Consider the following 18,265-nt stretch of genomic DNA (forward strand, 5'->3'; position numbering starts at 1 on the left):
AGGAGACCCCATGCCGAAACAGGGCAAAGACTTCTCGCAATTGGACGCGGACTTCGTCCGCGTCCTGGAAGACCTGATCGACGCGCTGATCGCCAATGGCACCTTGCGTATGACGGACCTGCCGATACAGGCGCAACAGAAACTCACCCAGCGCAAGCAGCAGCGCGCGCGACTCTCGGAACACCTCGACCTGCTGGATGACGAAGATGGACAAGTTATCTGAACTGGCCGCCCGGGAGTGGCGCGCGGACGCCCGCGCCGCGCATGACGATCCCCTGCTGGACTGTCTGGTGGAAATCACCCGGCTGCACGGGGTGACGGCCACGGCCCAGGCGCTGTCTTCGGGCCTGCCGCTCGAAGAACACCGGCTGACCCCCGCCCTGCTGCCGCGCGCCGCCGCGCGCGCGCAGATGTCGGCGCGCGTGGTCAAACGCCCGCTCGAAAGCATTTCCCAGGACCTGCTGCCCGCCATCCTGCTGCTGCATGGCGAGCGCGCCTGTCTGCTGCTGAAGACGGACGGCGACAAATACGTGGTCAGCCATCCCGAACTGGGCGGCAGCTCCATGGAAATGAGCGCCACGGAACTGGCGGCGCAATACACCGGCCTGGTGTGCTTCGTGCGCCCGCAGTTCCGCTTCGACGCGCGCGCGCCCGAGGTCGCCAAGGTGCGCGAGCGCCATTGGTTCTGGGCCGCCATCATGGAGAACCGGCGCCTGTACCGCGACGCGCTGGTCGCGGCGCTGCTGATCAACATCTTCGCGATGGCCATGCCGTTGTTCACGATGAACGTCTATGACCGCGTCGTGCCCAACAACGCCATCGAAACCCTCTGGGTGCTGGCCATCGGCATCACGCTGGTCGTGATCTTCAACATGATCCTGGGCACCGCCCGCTCGCACGTGGTCGACAGCGCCAGCAAGCGGGTCGACGTGCGCCTGTCGGCCCAGATCATGGAACGGGTGCTGGACCTGCGGCTGGAAGGCAGGCCGGTGTCGGTCGGCTCCTTCGCCGCCAACCTGCGCTCGTTCGAGTCCATCCGCGACTTCATCGCCTCGGCCACCATCACCACCCTGGTGGACCTGCCCTTCATCCTGCTGTTCCTGCTGGCCCTGGCCTGGATCTCGCCCTGGATGGTGCTGCCGCCGCTGGTCGCCATCGTGCTGATCCTGCTGGTGTCGCTGGCGGCGCAGGCGCGCATGGAAGCGCTGACCATGTCGTCGTTCCAGGCCGCCTCGCAGCGCAACGCCACCCTGGTCGAGGCGCTGACCGGCCTGGAGGCCGTCAAGACGCTCAACGCCCAGGGCGCGATCCAGCGCAACTGGGAACGCGCCACCGAATTCATCGCCTAGACCGGCGGCAAGCTCAAGCTGATCTCCTCGTCCACGGTCGGTTTCGTGCAGGCCGTGCAGCAGATGGTGTCGATCTCGGTCGTGATCATCGGCGTCTACCAGGCGCAGGAGTCCGCCATCTCCATGGGCGGCATCATCGCCGCGTCCATGATCGCGGGCCGCTGCCTGGCGCCGCTGGGGCAGGTCGCCGGCCTGCTCATGCAGTACCAGAACGCGCGCACGTCGCTGGGTTCGATCGACAACTACATGAAGCTGCCGGTCGAACGCCCCGCCAATGCCGAATTCCTGCACCGCCCCGTGTTCCACGGCGGGCTGGAATTCCGCGACGTCAGCTTCACCTATCCGGGCGCGGCGCAGCCGGCGCTGAAGAAGGTCTCGTTCAAGCTCAAGCCGGGCGAAAAGGTCGGCGTCATCGGCCGCATCGGCTCGGGCAAGACCACGCTGGAAAAACTGGCCCTGGCGCTGTATGAGCCCACCGAGGGCGCGGTGCTGCTCGACGGCATCGACGTGCGCCAGATCGATCCGGCCGACGTGCGCCGGGCCATCGGCCACGTGCCCCAGGACCCGCTGCTTTTCTACGGCAGCCTCAAGCACAACCTGGCCATGGGCGCGCCCTACGCCGACGACGCCAGCATCCTCGCGGCCGCCAACCTGGCCGGCGTCACGGATTTCGCCAACCTCCATCCCAATGGCTTCGACATGCTGATCGGCGAACGCGGCGAGTCCCTGTCCGGCGGCCAGCGCCAGTCGGTGGCCGTGGCCCGCGCCCTGATCAACGATCCGCCCATCCTGCTGCTGGACGAGCCCAGCAGCAACATGGACCACCAGAGCGAAGCCCAGCTGCGCAAGCGCCTGGGAGAAGCCAGCGAAACCAAGACCATCCTGCTGGTCACGCACCGCACCGCCTTGCTGGACCTGGTCGACCGGCTCATCGTGATCGACAACGGCCACATCGTGGCCGACGGTCCCAAGGAGCAAGTGGTCGAAGCCCTGCGTCAAGGACGCGTCGGACGCGGAAGCTGAGGCAAGCATGCTGAACAACCCAGCCGAAACCAGGCACGGCCTGTTTGGAACCCTGTGGCGCAAGCTGCGCGGCGTCTTCATGTTCTTTTTCGACCGCCTGCTCGACGGCGCCGACCGGAACAAGCCGCAGCACCGCTCCGACTACGTCGGCAATGCGGAATGGGTCATCCACGAATCCCAGGCGCGCGGCTCGCGCATCCTGCTGTGGGTCAGCCTGCTGGCCACCGGCGGCCTGCTGTTCTGGGCCGCCGTGGGCAGCATCGACGAGGTCGTCCGCGGCGAAGGCAAGGTCGTGCCGTCGCGCCAGGTGCAGATCATCCAGAGCCTGGACGGCGGCATCGTCGAGGAAATCCTGGTGCGCCCCGGTCAGGAGGTCGAGGCCGGCGAAGTCCTGCTCAGGATCGACTCCACCCGCTTCGCCTCGTCGCTGGGCGAGAACAACGCCGAATACCTGTCGCTGCTGGCCAAGTCGGCGCGCCTGAAGGCGCTGGCCACGGGCGAGCCCTTCGTCGCGCCCGAAGAGGTACTGGCGCAGGCGCCAGGGCTGGTCGAAATGGAACGCAATGCGTGGCAGGCCCGCACCAGCGAACTGAACGCCACCGTCAACGTCGCCCGCGAACAGCTCAATCAGCGCCAGGAAGACCTGCGCGAAACCATCGCCAAGCGCGACCAGGCCGCCGCCAGCTGTGGCCTGACCTCGCGCGAACTGCAGGTGACCCGCCCGCTGCTCAAGAGCGGCGCCGTCTCCGAGGTCGACCTGCTGCGCCTGCAGCGCGACGTGGCGCGCTATTGCGGCGAACAGAAAGGCGCCGAAGCGCAGATCGACCGTTTCCAGGCCTCGATCAAGGAAGCCGAAAGCAAGATCCAGGAAGCCGAGCTCAATATCCGCAACCAGGCCCGCAGCGAACTGTCCGAAACCAACACCAAGCTGTCGACGCTGCGCGAAGGCAAGCTGGCGCTGGTCGACCGGGTCAAGCTGGCCGAAGTCCGCGCCCCGGTGCGCGGCACCGTCAAGACGCTGTTCAACAACACCGTCGGCGGTGTGGTGCAGCCGGGCAAGGACATCATCGAGATCGTGCCCAAGGACGACACCCTGCTGCTCGAAGTGCGCATCCTGCCGCGCGACATCGGCTTCCTGCACGCCGACCAGAAGGCCGAAGTGAAGTTCACCGCCTACGACTTCGCCATCTACGGCGGCCTGGAAGGCAAGGTCGAGCAGATCGGCGCGGACACCGTGACCGACGAGAAAGGCAATTCCTACTACGTGGTGCGCGTCCGCACGGACCGCAGCACCGTGGGCGAGAAGCTGTTGCCCATCATCCCCGGGATGGTGGCGGAGGTCCATATCCTGACCGGCAAGCGCACGGTGCTGCAATACCTGCTCAAGCCGATATTGCGCGCCAAGGCGAATGCCTTCACCGAACGTTGACGGAGGACTGCAAGGCTTTATGAAACCCGTTCCTGTCCTGTTGATTACGCACGACGACCTGTTGTGGCAACACTGGCGCGCGCTGGACCCGGCGCGCTGGATGGCCGCCCGCGGGCGCGGCCTTGCCGACCTGCAGCGCTGGCGCGAGCAGGGCCGCACGCTGGCGGTGCTGGATACCGGCCTGCCCCGGCTTCCCTCCTGGCAGGACCCCAGCTGGACCGCCGCCCTGGCGGAAATGCGCGTCGTCGTGGCCAGCCCCAGCCCCAACGACGAAGAAGGCACGCAGGCCCTGGGCGCGGGCGCCCACGGCTATTGCCACAGCTATGCGCCGGCGGCGGCCCTGTCGCAGGCGCTGGAGGTGGTGGCCTCCGGCGGCATCTGGATGGGCAGGTCCCTGGTGTCCCGGCTGCTCAAGCTGGTGGCTGAACGCACCCAGGGCGCGCCCTCGTGGGACGGCGGCCTCTTGACCGAACGCGAAATGACGGTGGCGCGCTACGCCGCCAACGGCCATGCCAACGCGCCCATCGCCGAGACCCTGGGCATTACCGAACGCACGGTCAAGGCCCACCTGTCGGCCGTTTTCGAGAAGCTGGGCGTCACCGACCGCCTGCAGCTCGCCCTGCTGGTCCACGGCATTTCCACCCCCGCCGACAGCGCCGCCAAAATCGCCTCCTGATACTGTCCTTGAGGACAATATCCCGCGCCGCCGGCGCGACCTAGTATCTGGTCATCTTGGATAACTCCCTGAAACGGAACCAACATGGCCAACACTACCCCTGCAGTCGTCAACGAAATCACCGGTCGCGCCTGGATACGCAATAGCGACGGTTCCCTGACCGAACTGCACCAGGGCAGCAAAGTGCCCGCCGGCAGCGAGGTCGTCACGGCCTCGGGCGCCACGGTTTCGCTTCAGGTGGGCGACGGCATGCCGATCGTGATCGGCGAAGGCCGCGAAGTGGCGATGAACGGCGACATGGGCGGCCCGCTGGCCGATCCCTCGGAAGCCGCGGTGGCCCCGCCCAGCGGCACCGATTCCGACCGCCTGCTGGCCGCCCTGCGCGACGGCCGCGACCCGTTCGACGAACTCGATCCCACCGCGGCCGTGGTGGCCGGCGGCGGCGATAACGGCGGCAGCAGCTTCGTGCGCCTGGCCCGCATCCTCGAAACCACGTCTCCGCTGGACCTGGCCTACCCCAATCCTGCCCGCGCCAACGACGTGCTGCCCCGCCTGTCGGGCCTGGGCTCGCGCGGCGACGACGAAGAAGCGACCGTCACCCCCACCACCGTCAATAACGCGCCCAACGCGCTCGACGACGCCGGCCGCGGCGGCCAGGACAGCCTGGTGCGCGGCAACCTGCTGCTCAACGACTCCGATCCCGACGGCGACCCGCTGGCCATCGTCTCGATCAGCGGCCGTCCCATGACCCCGGGCGGCATCACCGTCAACGGCAGCAACGGCGGCACCTTCACCATCCAGCCCGACGGCAGCTACGTCTTCAACCCGGGCGGCAACTACACCCACCTGGCCGAAGGCGAAACCACCACCACCACGATTTCGTACGTCATCACGGACCCCAGCGGCGCCACCTCCACCGCCAACGTGGTCATCACGATCACCGGCAGCAACGAAGGCCCGGTGTCGACCGCCATCTCCGGCACCAGCGGCGTCGACGCCCAGACCGGCGTGAGCTACGACGTCTCCGGCTACTTCTCCGACCCGGACACCAGCGACAAGCTGACCTACACCGCCAACGGCCTGCCGCCCGGACTGAGCATCGATCCCAACACGGGCGTGATCACCGGCACCATCGACCACTCGGCCTCGCAGGGCGGCAACAACGGCGTCTACACGGTCACCGTGACCGCCACCGACCCCTCCGGCGCCACCACCTCGCAGTCCTTCGACTGGGACGTGACCAACCCCGCGCCCACCGCCCTGGATGACGTCGGCCAGACCGACGAAGACACCACCCTGAGCGTCGACGCCGCGAACGGCGTGCTGTCCAACGACAACGACCCGGACGGCGACACGCTGACCGTCACCGCAGTCAACGGCAGCGCCGCCGGCGTGGGCAGCGTCGTCACCGGCTCGGGCGGCGGCACGTTCACGCTGAACGCCGACGGCTCGTACACTTTCAACCCCGGCGCGGACTTCCAGAACCTGGCGGCCGGCGAGAAAACCAGCAGCTCCATCACCTACCTGGTTTCGGACGGCGAAGGCGGCACCAGCACGGCCACCCTGACGGTCGAGATCACCGGCACCAACGATGCGCCCGTGGCGATCGCGCTGGACAACCGCGACAACATGGACGGCGACACGGTCAGCTATGACCTGTCCGGCTATTTCAGCGATATCGACAATGGCGACGCGCTGACCTACTCCGTCGACCACGTGCCCGGCGGCCTCACCTTCGACACCGCCACCGGCACCTTCTCCGGCACGCTGGCCAACTGGGCCTCCGACCACACCAACACCGGCGTCAAGGGCGAGTACCTGATCACCGTGACCGCCACCGACAAATCGGGCGCCTCGGTCTCGCAGACCTTCGTCTGGACCATCGGCAACCCCGAGCCGATCGCCCTCGATGACGCCGGCCGCACCCAGGAAGACACCGTCCTGGTCGTCGACCACCGCACCGAAGGCGTGCTCGGCAACGACCGCGATCCGGACGGCGACGCGCTCTCGGTCTCGCAGGTCAACGACAAGGAAGCCGGCGTGGGCCAGCCCGTGGCCGGCTCCAACGGCGGCACCTTCACGCTGANGTCACCGTGACCGCCACCGACCCCTCCGGCGCCACCACCTCGCAGTCCTTCGACTGGGACGTGACCAACCCCGCGCCCACCGCCCTGGATGACGTCGGCCAGACCGACGAAGACACCACCCTGAGCGTCGACGCCGCGAACGGCGTGCTGTCCAACGACAACGACCCGGACGGCGACACGCTGACCGTCACCGCAGTCAACGGCAGCGCCGCCGGCGTGGGCAGCGTCGTCACCGGCTCGGGCGGCGGCACGTTCACGCTGAACGCCGACGGCTCGTACACTTTCAACCCCGGCGCGGACTTCCAGAACCTGGCGGCCGGCGAGAAAACCAGCAGCTCCATCACCTACCTGGTTTCGGACGGCGAAGGCGGCACCAGCACGGCCACCCTGACGGTCGAGATCACCGGCACCAACGATGCGCCCGTGGCGATCGCGCTGGACAACCGCGACAACATGGACGGCGACACGGTCAGCTATGACCTGTCCGGCTATTTCAGCGATATCGACAATGGCGACGCGCTGACCTACTCCGTCGACCACGTGCCCGGCGGCCTCACCTTCGACACCGCCACCGGCACCTTCTCCGGCACGCTGGCCAACTGGGCCTCCGACCACACCAACACCGGCGTCAAGGGCGAGTACCTGATCACCGTGACCGCCACCGACAAATCGGGCGCCTCGGTCTCGCAGACCTTCGTCTGGACCATCGGCAACCCCGAGCCGATCGCCCTCGATGACGCCGGCCGCACCCAGGAAGACACCGTCCTGGTCGTCGACCACCGCACCGAAGGCGTGCTCGGCAACGACCGCGATCCGGACGGCGACGCGCTCTCGGTCTCGCAGGTCAACGACAAGGAAGCCGGCGTGGGCCAGCCCGTGGCCGGCTCCAACGGCGGCACCTTCACGCTGAACGCCGACGGCACCTACACCTTCAATCCGGGCGCAGACTTCCAGCGCCTGGGCGACGGCCAGACGGCGACCACCTCCATCACCTACACCGTGACCGACGCCCAGGGCGCCACGGACAAGGCCACGCTGGTCATCACGGTCACCGGCAGCAACGACGCCCCGATCCTCACGCCGGACGTCATCCTGGGCGACCTGAGCAACAACGACAGCGACGTCATCACCCCGGTCGACATCGCCAGGCAGTTCCAGGACGTGGACCAGGGCGACACCCTCACCTACACCGCCACCGGCCTGCCGCCGGGCCTGGCGCTGGACCCCGTCACCGGCCTCATCTCCGGCAAGATCGACTCCTCGGCCTCGCAGGGCGGCAACAACGGCGTCTACACGATCGTCGTCACCGCGACCGACGCATCCGGCGCCAAGATCAGCCAGACCTTCGAATGGGACATCAAGAACCCCGCGCCCAAGGCCGTCGACGACCAGAACACGACCGACGAAGAAACCTCGCTCGCCGTCGACGCCAGCAATGGCGTGCTGGCCAACGATAGCGATCCCGACGGCGACACCATCAAGGTCTCGCAGGTCAACAACAACGACGCCAGCGTCGGCCAGCCGGTGGCCGGCTCGCACGGCGGCACCTTCACGCTGAACGCCGACGGCTCGTACTCGTTCAATCCGGGCGGCGACTTCCAGTACCTGAACGACCAGCAGACCGCCACCACCTCGATCACCTACACGGTCGTCGACGCGGACGGGGCCACGACCACCGCCNNNCGCCACGACCACCGCCACGCTGACCGTCACGGTCACCGGCCAGACCGACGCCCCGCCCGTCATCACCCCCGAGGACACCGACGGCACGGTCACCGGCGCGCACAACAGTGTGATCGAAGCCAGCGGCGACATCGTCACCGGCTCCGTCACGGTCTCGGCCGAGGCTGGCATCCGTGGCGTGACCGTGGGCGGCCAGGACGTTACCGGCGCCAACAACACGCCGGTGGTCATCACCACCGACAAGGGCATCCTGACCATCACCGGTTACGATGCGGCCACCGGCAAGATCACCTATTCCTACCAGGAGACGGGTGGAGCCGACGACCACAGCGGCGGCGACAACGCCGTGCGCGACAGCTTCCCGGTGGTCGTCACCGACCTTGCGGGCGTCAGCAACAGCAACGACCTCGTCATCCAGATCATCGACACCGAACCCAAGGCCGAGGACGACGTCGCTTCCGTCACGGAAGACACCACCGCCCCGATCACCGGCAACGTGCTGGCCAACGACACGCTGGGCGCCGATGCCAGCACCACCGTCATCAACACGGCCGACGCCAAGTACGGCACGCTGATCGACAACGGCGACGGCACCTGGTCGTATCAGCTGAACAACGGCCTGGAGGCCGTCCAGGCCCTGAACGACGGCGACNNAGCGCTCAATGACGGCGATACGCTGACCGAGACCATCCGCTACACCATCACCGACGCCGATGGCGACATCGCCGAGGCGGTGATCACCATCACGATCAACGGCCAGACCGACGGCCCGCCTGTCATCACGCCTGAAGACAGCGACGGCACCGTCACGGGCGCACACAACAGCGTGATCGAAGCCACGGGCGACATCGTCACCGGTTCCGTCACGGTGTCGGCCGAAGCCGGCATCCGTGGCGTGACCGTCGGCGGCCAGGACGTCACCGGCGCCAACACCACGCCGGTGGTCATCACCACCGACAAGGGCATCCTCACCATCACCGGTTACGACGCCACCACCGGCAAGATCACCTACTCCTACCAGGAGACGGGTGGCGCCGACGACCACAGCGACGGCGACAACGCCGTGCGCGACCTGTTCCAGGTCGCAGTCACCGACGTGGCCGGCAAGACCACCACCGGCGACCTCGTCATCCAGATCATCGACACCGAGCCCAAGGCCGAGGACGACGTCGCTTCCGTCACGGAAGACGCCACCGCCCCGATCACCGGCAACGTGCTGGCCAACGACACGCTGGGCGCCGATGCCAGCACCACCGTCATCAACACGGCCGACGCCAAGTACGGCACGCTGATCGACAACGGCGACGGCACCTGGTCGTATCAGTTGAACAACGGCCTGGAGGCTGTCCAGGCCCTGAACGATGGCGATACGCTGACCGAGACCATCCGCTACACCATCACCGACGCCGATGGCGACATCGCCGAGGCGGTGATCACCATCACGATCAACGGCCAGACCGACGGCCCGCCGGTCATTACGCCTGAAGACACCGACGGCACCGTCACGGGCGCGCACAACAGCGTGGTCGAAGGCACGGGCGACATCGTCACCGGTTCCGTCACGGTGTCGGCCGAAGCCGGCATCCGTGGCGTGACCGTCGGCGGCCAGGACGTCACCGGCGCCAACACCACGCCGGTGGTCATCACCACCGACAAGGGCATCCTGACCATCACCGGTTACGATGCCGCCACCGGCAAGATCACGTACTCCTACGAGGAAACGGGCGGCGCGGACGATCACCGTGCAGGCAACGATAGCGTGCGTGATGAGTTCCAAATCGTGGTCACCGACGTGGCCAACGTCAGCCGTGATAACAATCTCGTCATCCAGATCATCGACACCGAGCCCAAGGCCGAGGACGATGTCGCTTCCGTCACGGAAGACGCGACCGCCCCGATCACCGGCAACGTGCTGGCCAACGACACGCTGGGCGCCGATGCCAGCACCACCGTCATCAACACGGCCGACGCCAAGTACGGCACGCTGATCGACAACGGCGACGGCACCTGGTCGTATCAGTTGAACAACGGCCTGGAGGCTGTCCAGGCCCTGAACGATGGCGATACGCTGACCGAGACCATCCGCTACACCATCACCGACGCCGATGGCGACATCGCCGAGGCGGTGATCACCATCACGATCAACGGCCAGACCGACGGCCCGCCTGTCATCACCCCCGAGGACAGCGACGGCACCGTCACCGGTGCGCACAACAGCGTGCTCGAAGGCACCGGCGACATCGTCACCGGTTCCGTCACGGTCTCGGCCGAGGCCGGCATCCGTGGCGTGACCGTCGGCGGCCAGGACGTCACCGGCGCCAACACCACGCCGGTGGTCATCACCACCGACAAGGGCATCCTGACCATCACCGGTTACGATGCCGCCACCGGCAAGATCACGTACTCCTACGAGGAAACGGGCGGCGCGGACGATCACAGCGCGGGTGACGACAAGGTGCGTGACGAGTTCCAGGTCGCCGTCACCGACGTGGCCGGCAAGACCACCACGGGTGACCTCGTCATCCAGATCATCGACACCGAACCCACGGCCAACGACGACGACGGCGGCAGCGTCACCGAAGACGCCACCGTCAACACTCTGGGCGGCAACGTCGTGGACAACGACACCAAGGGCGCCGACGCCATCAAGGACGTGACCTGGAACGTCTCCGACGCGCAGCGCGCCGAGATCGAGCAGTACGGCACGCTGACCCTGAACAACGACGGCACCTGGCGGTTCACGCTGGACAACAGCAAGCCGGCCGTCCAGGCGCTGGGCGCGAACACCAAGCTGGACTTCACGCTGGACTACACCATCACCGACGCGGATGGCGATGAATCCAGCGCCACGCTCAGCCTGAGCATCAACGGCGCCAACGACGCGCCCACGATCACCAGCGCCATCCTCAACATCTCCGAAGAGGGACTGCCGCTCGGCCTGGAGGACGACAAGGGCGTTGCCGATACGACGGACGCCGCGACCTACTCCGGCAAGCTGATCATTGCCGACGTGGACTCGGGCGACGCCCATACCGTGACGCTGGTCAAGCCGGCCGACACGGCGCTGTACTCGCAAGGACGGCCGGTCGTCTGGTCCCTGTCCGGCGACGGCCACACCCTGGTCGGCACCGACTACCTGGGCAAGCCCGTCATCACCATGACGGTGACGAACACGGGCGACTACACGGTCACCCTGTCCGGCCAGGTGGATCATCCGACGAATTCGGTCGAGGACGTGCTGCAGCTGGGTGTCGGCGTGGTGGTCAGCGACGGCCACACCACCTCCGGCGGCAGCATCACAGTCAATATCGAGGATGACAGCCCCGAGTTCGGCACCATCACCAACACCACCATGGACAACACCAGCTCCACGGTGCAAGGCACGCTGGAGTTCAATACCGGCGCCGATTCCGTCGGCGCCACGCTGGTCGTCTCCTCCATCGGGAAGCTGCCCGAAGGCTGGACCACCAGCACGCTGGGCCAATCCTCGGTCGACATCTTCTCGCCCGACGGCAGCAAGATTTTCACGGTCACGGTGAATCCGGCCGGCGGCTATACGGTCACCCAGCACGAAGCCCGCCCGGGAACGACCGAATCGATCGACCTGGCCTCCAGCATCACCAACAACCCGCAGACCAGCTACGACCTGGGCTACGCCACGCTGACCGCCGGCGGCGGCAAGACGTTCAACGCCAATTCGTTCGACGGCGGCAACTCGTTCGGCATCGGCAACACCTCCTTCGATGCGGGCGAGAGCTTCCGCATGGACTTCAAGCAGGCGCTGTCGGACTTCAGCCTGGACGTGGCCGAAGTCAAGGGATCGGGCAAGATCCAGGTCACGGTCTGGAGCGGCAACGAGTCCAGGACCTTCTCGTTGGACGTGAACCCGTCGACTGGCAGCCTCCACATCACGAAGGACATGCTGGAAAGCGGCACCCCCTCGCTGTCTCATTTCGACGCGATCCAGTTCACCGCGGGCGGCGGCGTCAAGATGTCGTTCCTCACGACCGGTTCCTATACGGAGAACGTCCCGGCCGGTCCGATGGACTTCACCGTCGGCGTGACCGGCACCGATGGCGACGGCGACAAGGTAACGGGCGAGTTCACCGTGACCTCCAAGGCCACGGAGAACAGCGCTCCCGAGATCCACGACGCCCACGTATCGGTTTCCGAGGAAGGCCTGGCCGGCGGCATCAAGGACTCCAACGGCACGGTCGACCAGTCGAACGAAACGTCCTACTCGGGCGTGCTGCAGATCTCCGACGCCAACGGCAACCAGGGCCTGTCGGTCAGCCTGCAGGCTCCGGCCGACGGCGTCCTGGTGTCGGGCGGCAAGCCCGTGACCTGGACGCTGGCCGACGGCAACCAGACCCTGACCGGCACGGTCGACGGCAAGACCGTGATCACCGTCACCGTCGACAATCAAGGAAACTACAGCGTCAAACTGGACGCGCCGGTCGACCACCCGAACAAGGGCGTCGAGGACGTGCAGTCGTTCGGCATCGGCGTGAAGGTGACCGACGCGCTGGGCGCCAGCAGCACCGCCACGATCACCGTCAACGTCGAAGACGACATGCCGGCCAACAACCCGAACCCGACGTCCAGCGTCGGCGTGCCAGTCAGCGAGATCGGCGTCGGCGGCCTGCAATCCGGCTTCAGCAACTGGAAGCTGGAAAACAACGGCTCGCTGAATAGCCAGACCAACAACGACAGCGATCCCGGAATCGACGCGATCACCTGGGGCAAGCCGTCCAACTGGGGCTCGAAGTACTCCGGCTATGCCTTCGTGGACAACGAGGGACTGCGCAGCAACGCCACCGATCTGCTGGACACCACCTTCAAGATCGGCACGTTCACGCACAACAACTTCCCGATGACCGGAAATTCGCTGAAGTCGGTCGAGCTGAACGTGGTGCTGCGCGTCACCATCGATGGCGTCGAGCACGTCGTCAACCACACGATCACGCTGGAACATACGGAAACGCCGAACAACTATGGCGATTCCCGCGATGACGACATCGTCCGGATCTCCGACTCCTCGCTGCAGCAGACCTTCCAGGTCGGCGACCGCACCTATGTGCTGAACATCCCGGGCTTCAAGGACGCCAACGGCAAGCTGGTCACGGAAATCCACACCAAGGAAGGCCAGGCCAACTCCTTCGAACTGTATGCCACGGTATCGTCCACCGACCCGCTGCCCAAGGTCGAAGGCGACCTGTTCAGCACCGAAGGCGGTGGCGTCGCAGGCTGGCAGTACGGCGCCGACGGCGCCGGCTCGGTGGCCTGGACCGGCGGCGTCACCCGGGCCGATGGCTCGACGGTCATCGAGAACGAGTACGGCAAGCTGACGATCGACGCCAACGGCCACTACACGTTCGAAATGAGCCGCAAGGCCTACGACAACTTCGAAATCGGCAACAAGGCGCTGACCTACACCTATACCGTCACCGACGCCGACGGCGACAGCCAGCAAGGCCATATCACCATCAACCTGAATGGCTACGACAACGGGCCGGCCGTCTTCCTGAAGGTCGTGGCCGACTCGGCCCACGTCAGCGAGGCCGACGGATCGGTCTCCTACACCGTCATGCTGGTCGACAAGGACGGCAACGAAGTCAAGGTGCCGGACGGCAAGTCCATCACCGCCGCGCTGCAGTGGGAAGGCGACGCCACCGGCAATACGGACACCGGCAACCTGCCCGGCTCCGTCACGATCGGCGGCGGCCAGTCCAGCGCCACCGTCACCGTGGGCGTGGTCAACGACCATGCGGTCGAGGGCAACAAGGGCCTGTCGCTGTCGCTGGGCAACGTGACCGGAGGCAACGCCTTCGACCGCGGCATTCTGGCGGACAAGAACCCGGCGACCACGACTATTCACGACGATGACGTGGCGGTGAAGACGCCGCAGCCGACCCTGACCAACGAGGGCCTTAACCTGACGGTGTGGGCGACCAAGAGCGGCTGGAATCTGTCCAAGTCGGACAAGGACGTGAACGACGTGCTGACCAAGCTCGACAAGAGCGGCGGCACGGAGGGCAACGGCGCCTACTCCAACGACCTCGAAGCCCTGATCAAGCAGTTGATGGACATCGACTCGAACGGCAATGGCTTCCGCTCCAAGGACCCCATCGGTTCGGGCCGCGGCCACAAGTACGGCGATGCCGGCTTCACCGGCAGCAAGTCCACCGATCCTAGCCAGTACCTGGTCCAGGACCTGATGGGCAAGGACCCGCAAGGCGACGCCCGTTCGCAATGGGGCAACGTCAACGGCAATACGGCGATCCACGCCAACGGCGTGATCTACCTGAAGGCCGGCGAAACCTACACCGTGCACGCCCAGGGCGACGACAGCCTGCGCGTGGTGCTGGGCGACCGCAACATGGGCGGCCAGGTGGTGGACCTGCGCTGGGGCAGCGACCATGCCACGGTCAAGACCTTCACCTTCACCCCGACGGAGAGCGGCCTGTACACCCTGGATATGTTCCTGCATAACCAGAACGGCCCGGGCATGTTCAACGTCTGGATCGAGAACAGCAGCGATCCGGGCAAGGCGCTGACCTTCTTCCCGAGCTTCGAGGCTGCCAAGGAACAGCTGGCCGCCAAGGACTCCGGCTTCAAGGTCGGCAGCCTGATCGGCACCGAAGGCTATGGCCACTACAAGGTCTACGGCTACAACGAAGCCCCGGTGAACGCCGAGATCAAGCTGTCGCAGATCCAGGTCGACCCGGCCAACCTGCCGCTGGCCAGCGGCGAGCATGTCGTCGGCATCATGGTCGAGAACCTGCTGGCCGGCTTCGTGCTGAGCGACGGCCAGGGCCACAGCTTCACGGCCACGGACGCCAACGGCTCGGTGGACGTCAAGGGCTGGAACCTCGACACGCTGACGCTCAAGCCGTCCGCCGGCTTTACCGGCGCGCTGGACCTGAATATCGACATCACGATCCAGGGCCACGATCAGGATGGCAGCGCCTACACCTACAACCGTGACAGCGACCTCACGATCCGCGTCGATGCCGTGACCTACGGCACGTCGGGCGCCGACACCCTGACCGGCGGCACCGGCGACGACTTCCTCTACGGCGGCGCGGGCAATGACGTGCTGCGCGGCGGGGACGGGCACGACACGCTGTACGGCGGCGACGGCAACGACGTCCTGCACGGCGGCAAGGGCAACGACACCCTGATCGGCGGCGAAGGCAGCGACACGTTCAAGTGGGAGCTGAACGACCAGGGCACGGTCGGCGCGCCGGCTGTCGACACGATCAAGGACTTCTCGATCCTCAAGCCCGCCGACGGCGGCGACATCCTGGACCTGAGGGATCTGCTGGTCGGCGAAAAGCAGTCGACGCTGAGCCAGTACCTGAACTTCAAGCAAGACCCGGACAACGCCAAGAACACGGTGATCGAGATCAACACCAAGGGCGAAATCGGCCAGGGTCCCGACCAGAAGATCGTGCTCGAAAACGTCGACCTGATGCATGGCACCAACGGCCAGCTCCTGGACAACCAGACCATCATCAACGACCTGCTCCAGAAGGGGAAGCTGAACGTCAACGACCACTAAGCTGCACCCACCCGGGAAGCGGCCCGCGGCCGCTTCCCTCGGATGATCCGCAAGCGCGGACCATCCGTTGGCGCCCGGCCTTCCTGCCTGAGCACTCAGGCAGGCGCCGGGCGTTCTTCTTTACCAGGTTTCATTCAGGACAACCGGACGAATTCACCCCTGACATCGTCTGCGAACAGGGGCTGGCCCCAGAACATCGCCCCTAACATCTGGCCATGTGGATCACTCCTGGAACGGAACCATCATGGCTACTCCCCTCCTCGCCGTCGTCAACGAAACCACCGGCCGCGCCTGGATACGCAATAGCGATGGCTCCTTGACGGAGCTGCGCCAGGGCAGCAAGGTTCCCATCGGCAGCGACATCGTCACGGCCGCCGGCGCCACGGTCACCCTCCAGACCGGCAACGGCATGCCGATCGTGATCGGCGAAGGCCGCGACGTCGCAATGTCCCCGGAAATCGACTCGCCCCTGGCCGACATCTCCGAGGCGGCGATCGTTCCCCCGGTCGGACGCGAAACCGAGCGCCTGCTGGCGGCGCTACGCGAAGGCCGCGACCCGTTCGATCAGCTCGACCCCGCCGCGGCCGTGCTGGCCGGCGGCGGCGAAGGCGGCGGCACCAGCATCGTGCGCCTGGCCCGCATCCTCGAAACCACCACCCCGCTGGACCTGGCCTACCCCAATCCGGCCCGTGCCAATGACGCGCTGCCCCGCCAGCCTGGCGCCGGCGCCGGAGCCGGCGATGAAACCGGCCCGCCCAATTCGGCGCCGATCGCGCTCGACGACAGCGCCAGCGGCTCGCAGGACGAACGCATCCGCGGGAACCTGCTCGCCAACGACAGCGATCCCGACGGCGACCCGCTGACGCTTGCCTCCGTCAACGGCCTGCCGATGGGAGCCAACGGCCTCACCGTCCCCGGCTCCCACGGCGGCGCCTTCGCCATCCGTCCCGATGGATCCTACGAATTCGACCCGCGCGGCGACTTCAAGCCCCTGGGCGCCGGCCAGACCGCCGTCAGTTCGATCTCGTACACGATCGCCGACCCATCCCTGGCCACGTCTACCGCCTCGCTCACCGTAACCGTCACCGGCGCCAACGACCTGCCGGAAATTTCCGACTACACGCTCACCATCGCAGAAGACCAGCCCCTCAGCGGCACGATCGTCGCCACCGACGCCGACCAGGACACGCTGAGCTACACCATCGGCCAGCCGCCGGAACACGGCAAGGTCGAAGTGGACCTGCTTACCGGCACGTACACCTACGTCCCGAACCGGGACTACAACGGCCCGGACCAGTTCACGGTTCTCGTCGATGACGGCAAGGGCGGCAAGGCTTCCTCCACCGTCAATATCACAGTCACGGCCGTCAATGACCCGCCGGTCATCGAAGGCGTCGACGTCACGGTCGACGAAGACCAGCCCTTCAAGGGCAAGATCGTCGCAACCGACGCAGAAGGCGATACGTTGAGCTATACGGTCAGCGAGCCTCCAAAGAATGGAGATCTCACACTCGATCTGGTCACCGGCGAATACACGTACACCCCAAATCCGGACTACAACGGTCCTGACCAGTTCACCGTTCTCGTCGATGACGGCAACGGCGGCAAGACTTCATCCACCGTCAATATCGCCATCACCGCCGTCAATGACGTGCCGATCGTCGAAGGCGCGGACCTGACGGTTGCCGAAGACCAGCCCTTCAAGGGCAGGATTGTTGCGACCGATCCGGATGGCGATACGCTGCGCTATACGGTTGCCGAAGAGCCGAAGCACGGCAACGTTGATCTCGATCCGCTCACCGGGACATATGTCTACACCCCTTCCCTGGATTACAACGGTCCCGATCAATTCACCGTCCTTGTCGATGACGAGCACGGCGGCAAGACGACATCGACCGTCAACGTCATCGTCACCGCCGTCAACGACGCGCCGGTGGTCGAAGGCGTCGATATCACGATTGCCGAGGATGAGCCCATCAAGGGCAAGATCGTTGCGACCGACGCGGATGGCGACACGTTGCGCTATACGATCGGCGAACCGCCGAAAAATGGAAACCTCGAGCTCGATCTGACCACCGGCGCATACACCTACACCCCCGATCCGGACTACAACGGCCCTGACCGGTTCACCGTTCTTGTCGATGACGATCACGGGGGCAAGACCTCGTCCACCGTCAACATCACCATCACCGCCGTCAATGACGCGCCGGTGGTCGAAGGCGCCAGTATCACGATTGCCGAGGATGAACCCATCAAAGGCAAAATCATCGCGAGCGATGCGGACGGCGACACGTTGCGCTATACGATCGCCGAGTCTCCGAAAAATGGAAAACTCGACCTCGATCTGACCACCGGCGAGTACACCTACACCCCCAATCCGGACTACAACGGCCCTGACCGGTTCACCGTCCTCGTCGATGACGAGCACGGCGGCAAAACAACATCGACCGTCAA

General features: G+C 66.1%; 6 protein-coding genes and 2 pseudogenes. All 8 read left to right on the forward strand.

The genetic code is table 11. From position 1 onward, the window contains the following. Nucleotides 1–10 precede the first annotated feature (10 nt). The gene (locus C1I89_RS05160; protein WP_043542665.1) at nucleotides 11–223 is read left to right on the forward strand and encodes a hypothetical protein; all 213 of its coding nucleotides are present in this window, start codon (nucleotides 11–13) and stop codon (nucleotides 221–223) included. Then, nucleotides 207–2,372 (forward strand): annotated as a pseudogene (locus C1I89_RS05165) (type I secretion system permease/ATPase). The gene C1I89_RS05160 and the pseudogene C1I89_RS05165 overlap by 17 nt, the downstream one beginning before the upstream one ends. 7 nt (nucleotides 2,373–2,379) lie before the next feature. After that, nucleotides 2,380–3,801, forward strand: a complete 1,422-nt coding sequence (locus C1I89_RS05170) for an HlyD family type I secretion periplasmic adaptor subunit (protein WP_102771674.1) — start codon at nucleotides 2,380–2,382, stop codon at nucleotides 3,799–3,801. 19 nt (nucleotides 3,802–3,820) lie between these two features. Continuing rightward, the gene (locus C1I89_RS05175) at nucleotides 3,821–4,477 is read left to right on the forward strand and encodes a response regulator transcription factor (RefSeq protein ID WP_102771675.1); all 657 of its coding nucleotides are present in this window, start codon (nucleotides 3,821–3,823) and stop codon (nucleotides 4,475–4,477) included. Nucleotides 4,478–4,561: 84 nt separating this feature from the next. Further along, entirely contained in the window at nucleotides 4,562–6,574 is a 2,013-nt protein-coding gene (locus C1I89_RS05180; RefSeq protein ID WP_102771676.1) for a retention module-containing protein, read from the forward strand. A gap of 50 nt (nucleotides 6,575–6,624) precedes the next feature. Further along, nucleotides 6,625–8,187: pseudogene (locus tag C1I89_RS05185) on the forward strand (Ig-like domain-containing protein); the annotation flags it as partial. 424 nt (nucleotides 8,188–8,611) lie between these two features. Next, entirely contained in the window at nucleotides 8,612–15,811 is a 7,200-nt protein-coding gene (locus C1I89_RS35090) for a VCBS domain-containing protein (RefSeq protein WP_440130620.1), read from the forward strand. Nucleotides 15,812–16,055: 244 nt separating this feature from the next. After that, a partial coding sequence (locus tag C1I89_RS34410) for a retention module-containing protein (protein WP_102771677.1) occupies nucleotides 16,056–18,265 on the forward strand: 2,210 nt, incomplete at its 3' end.

This window comes from Achromobacter pulmonis (genome assembly GCF_002885955.2).
GTDB lineage: Bacteria > Pseudomonadota > Gammaproteobacteria > Burkholderiales > Burkholderiaceae_B > Achromobacter > Achromobacter pulmonis_A.

Coding starts and splice junctions, on each gene's coding strand:
- C1I89_RS05160 (WP_043542665.1), top strand. CDS start 11: ATGCCGAAACAGGGCAAAGACTTCTCGCAATTGGACGCGGACTTCGTC.
- C1I89_RS05170 (WP_102771674.1), top strand. CDS start 2,380: ATGCTGAACAACCCAGCCGAAACCAGGCACGGCCTGTTTGGAACCCTG.
- C1I89_RS05175 (WP_102771675.1), top strand. CDS start 3,821: ATGAAACCCGTTCCTGTCCTGTTGATTACGCACGACGACCTGTTGTGG.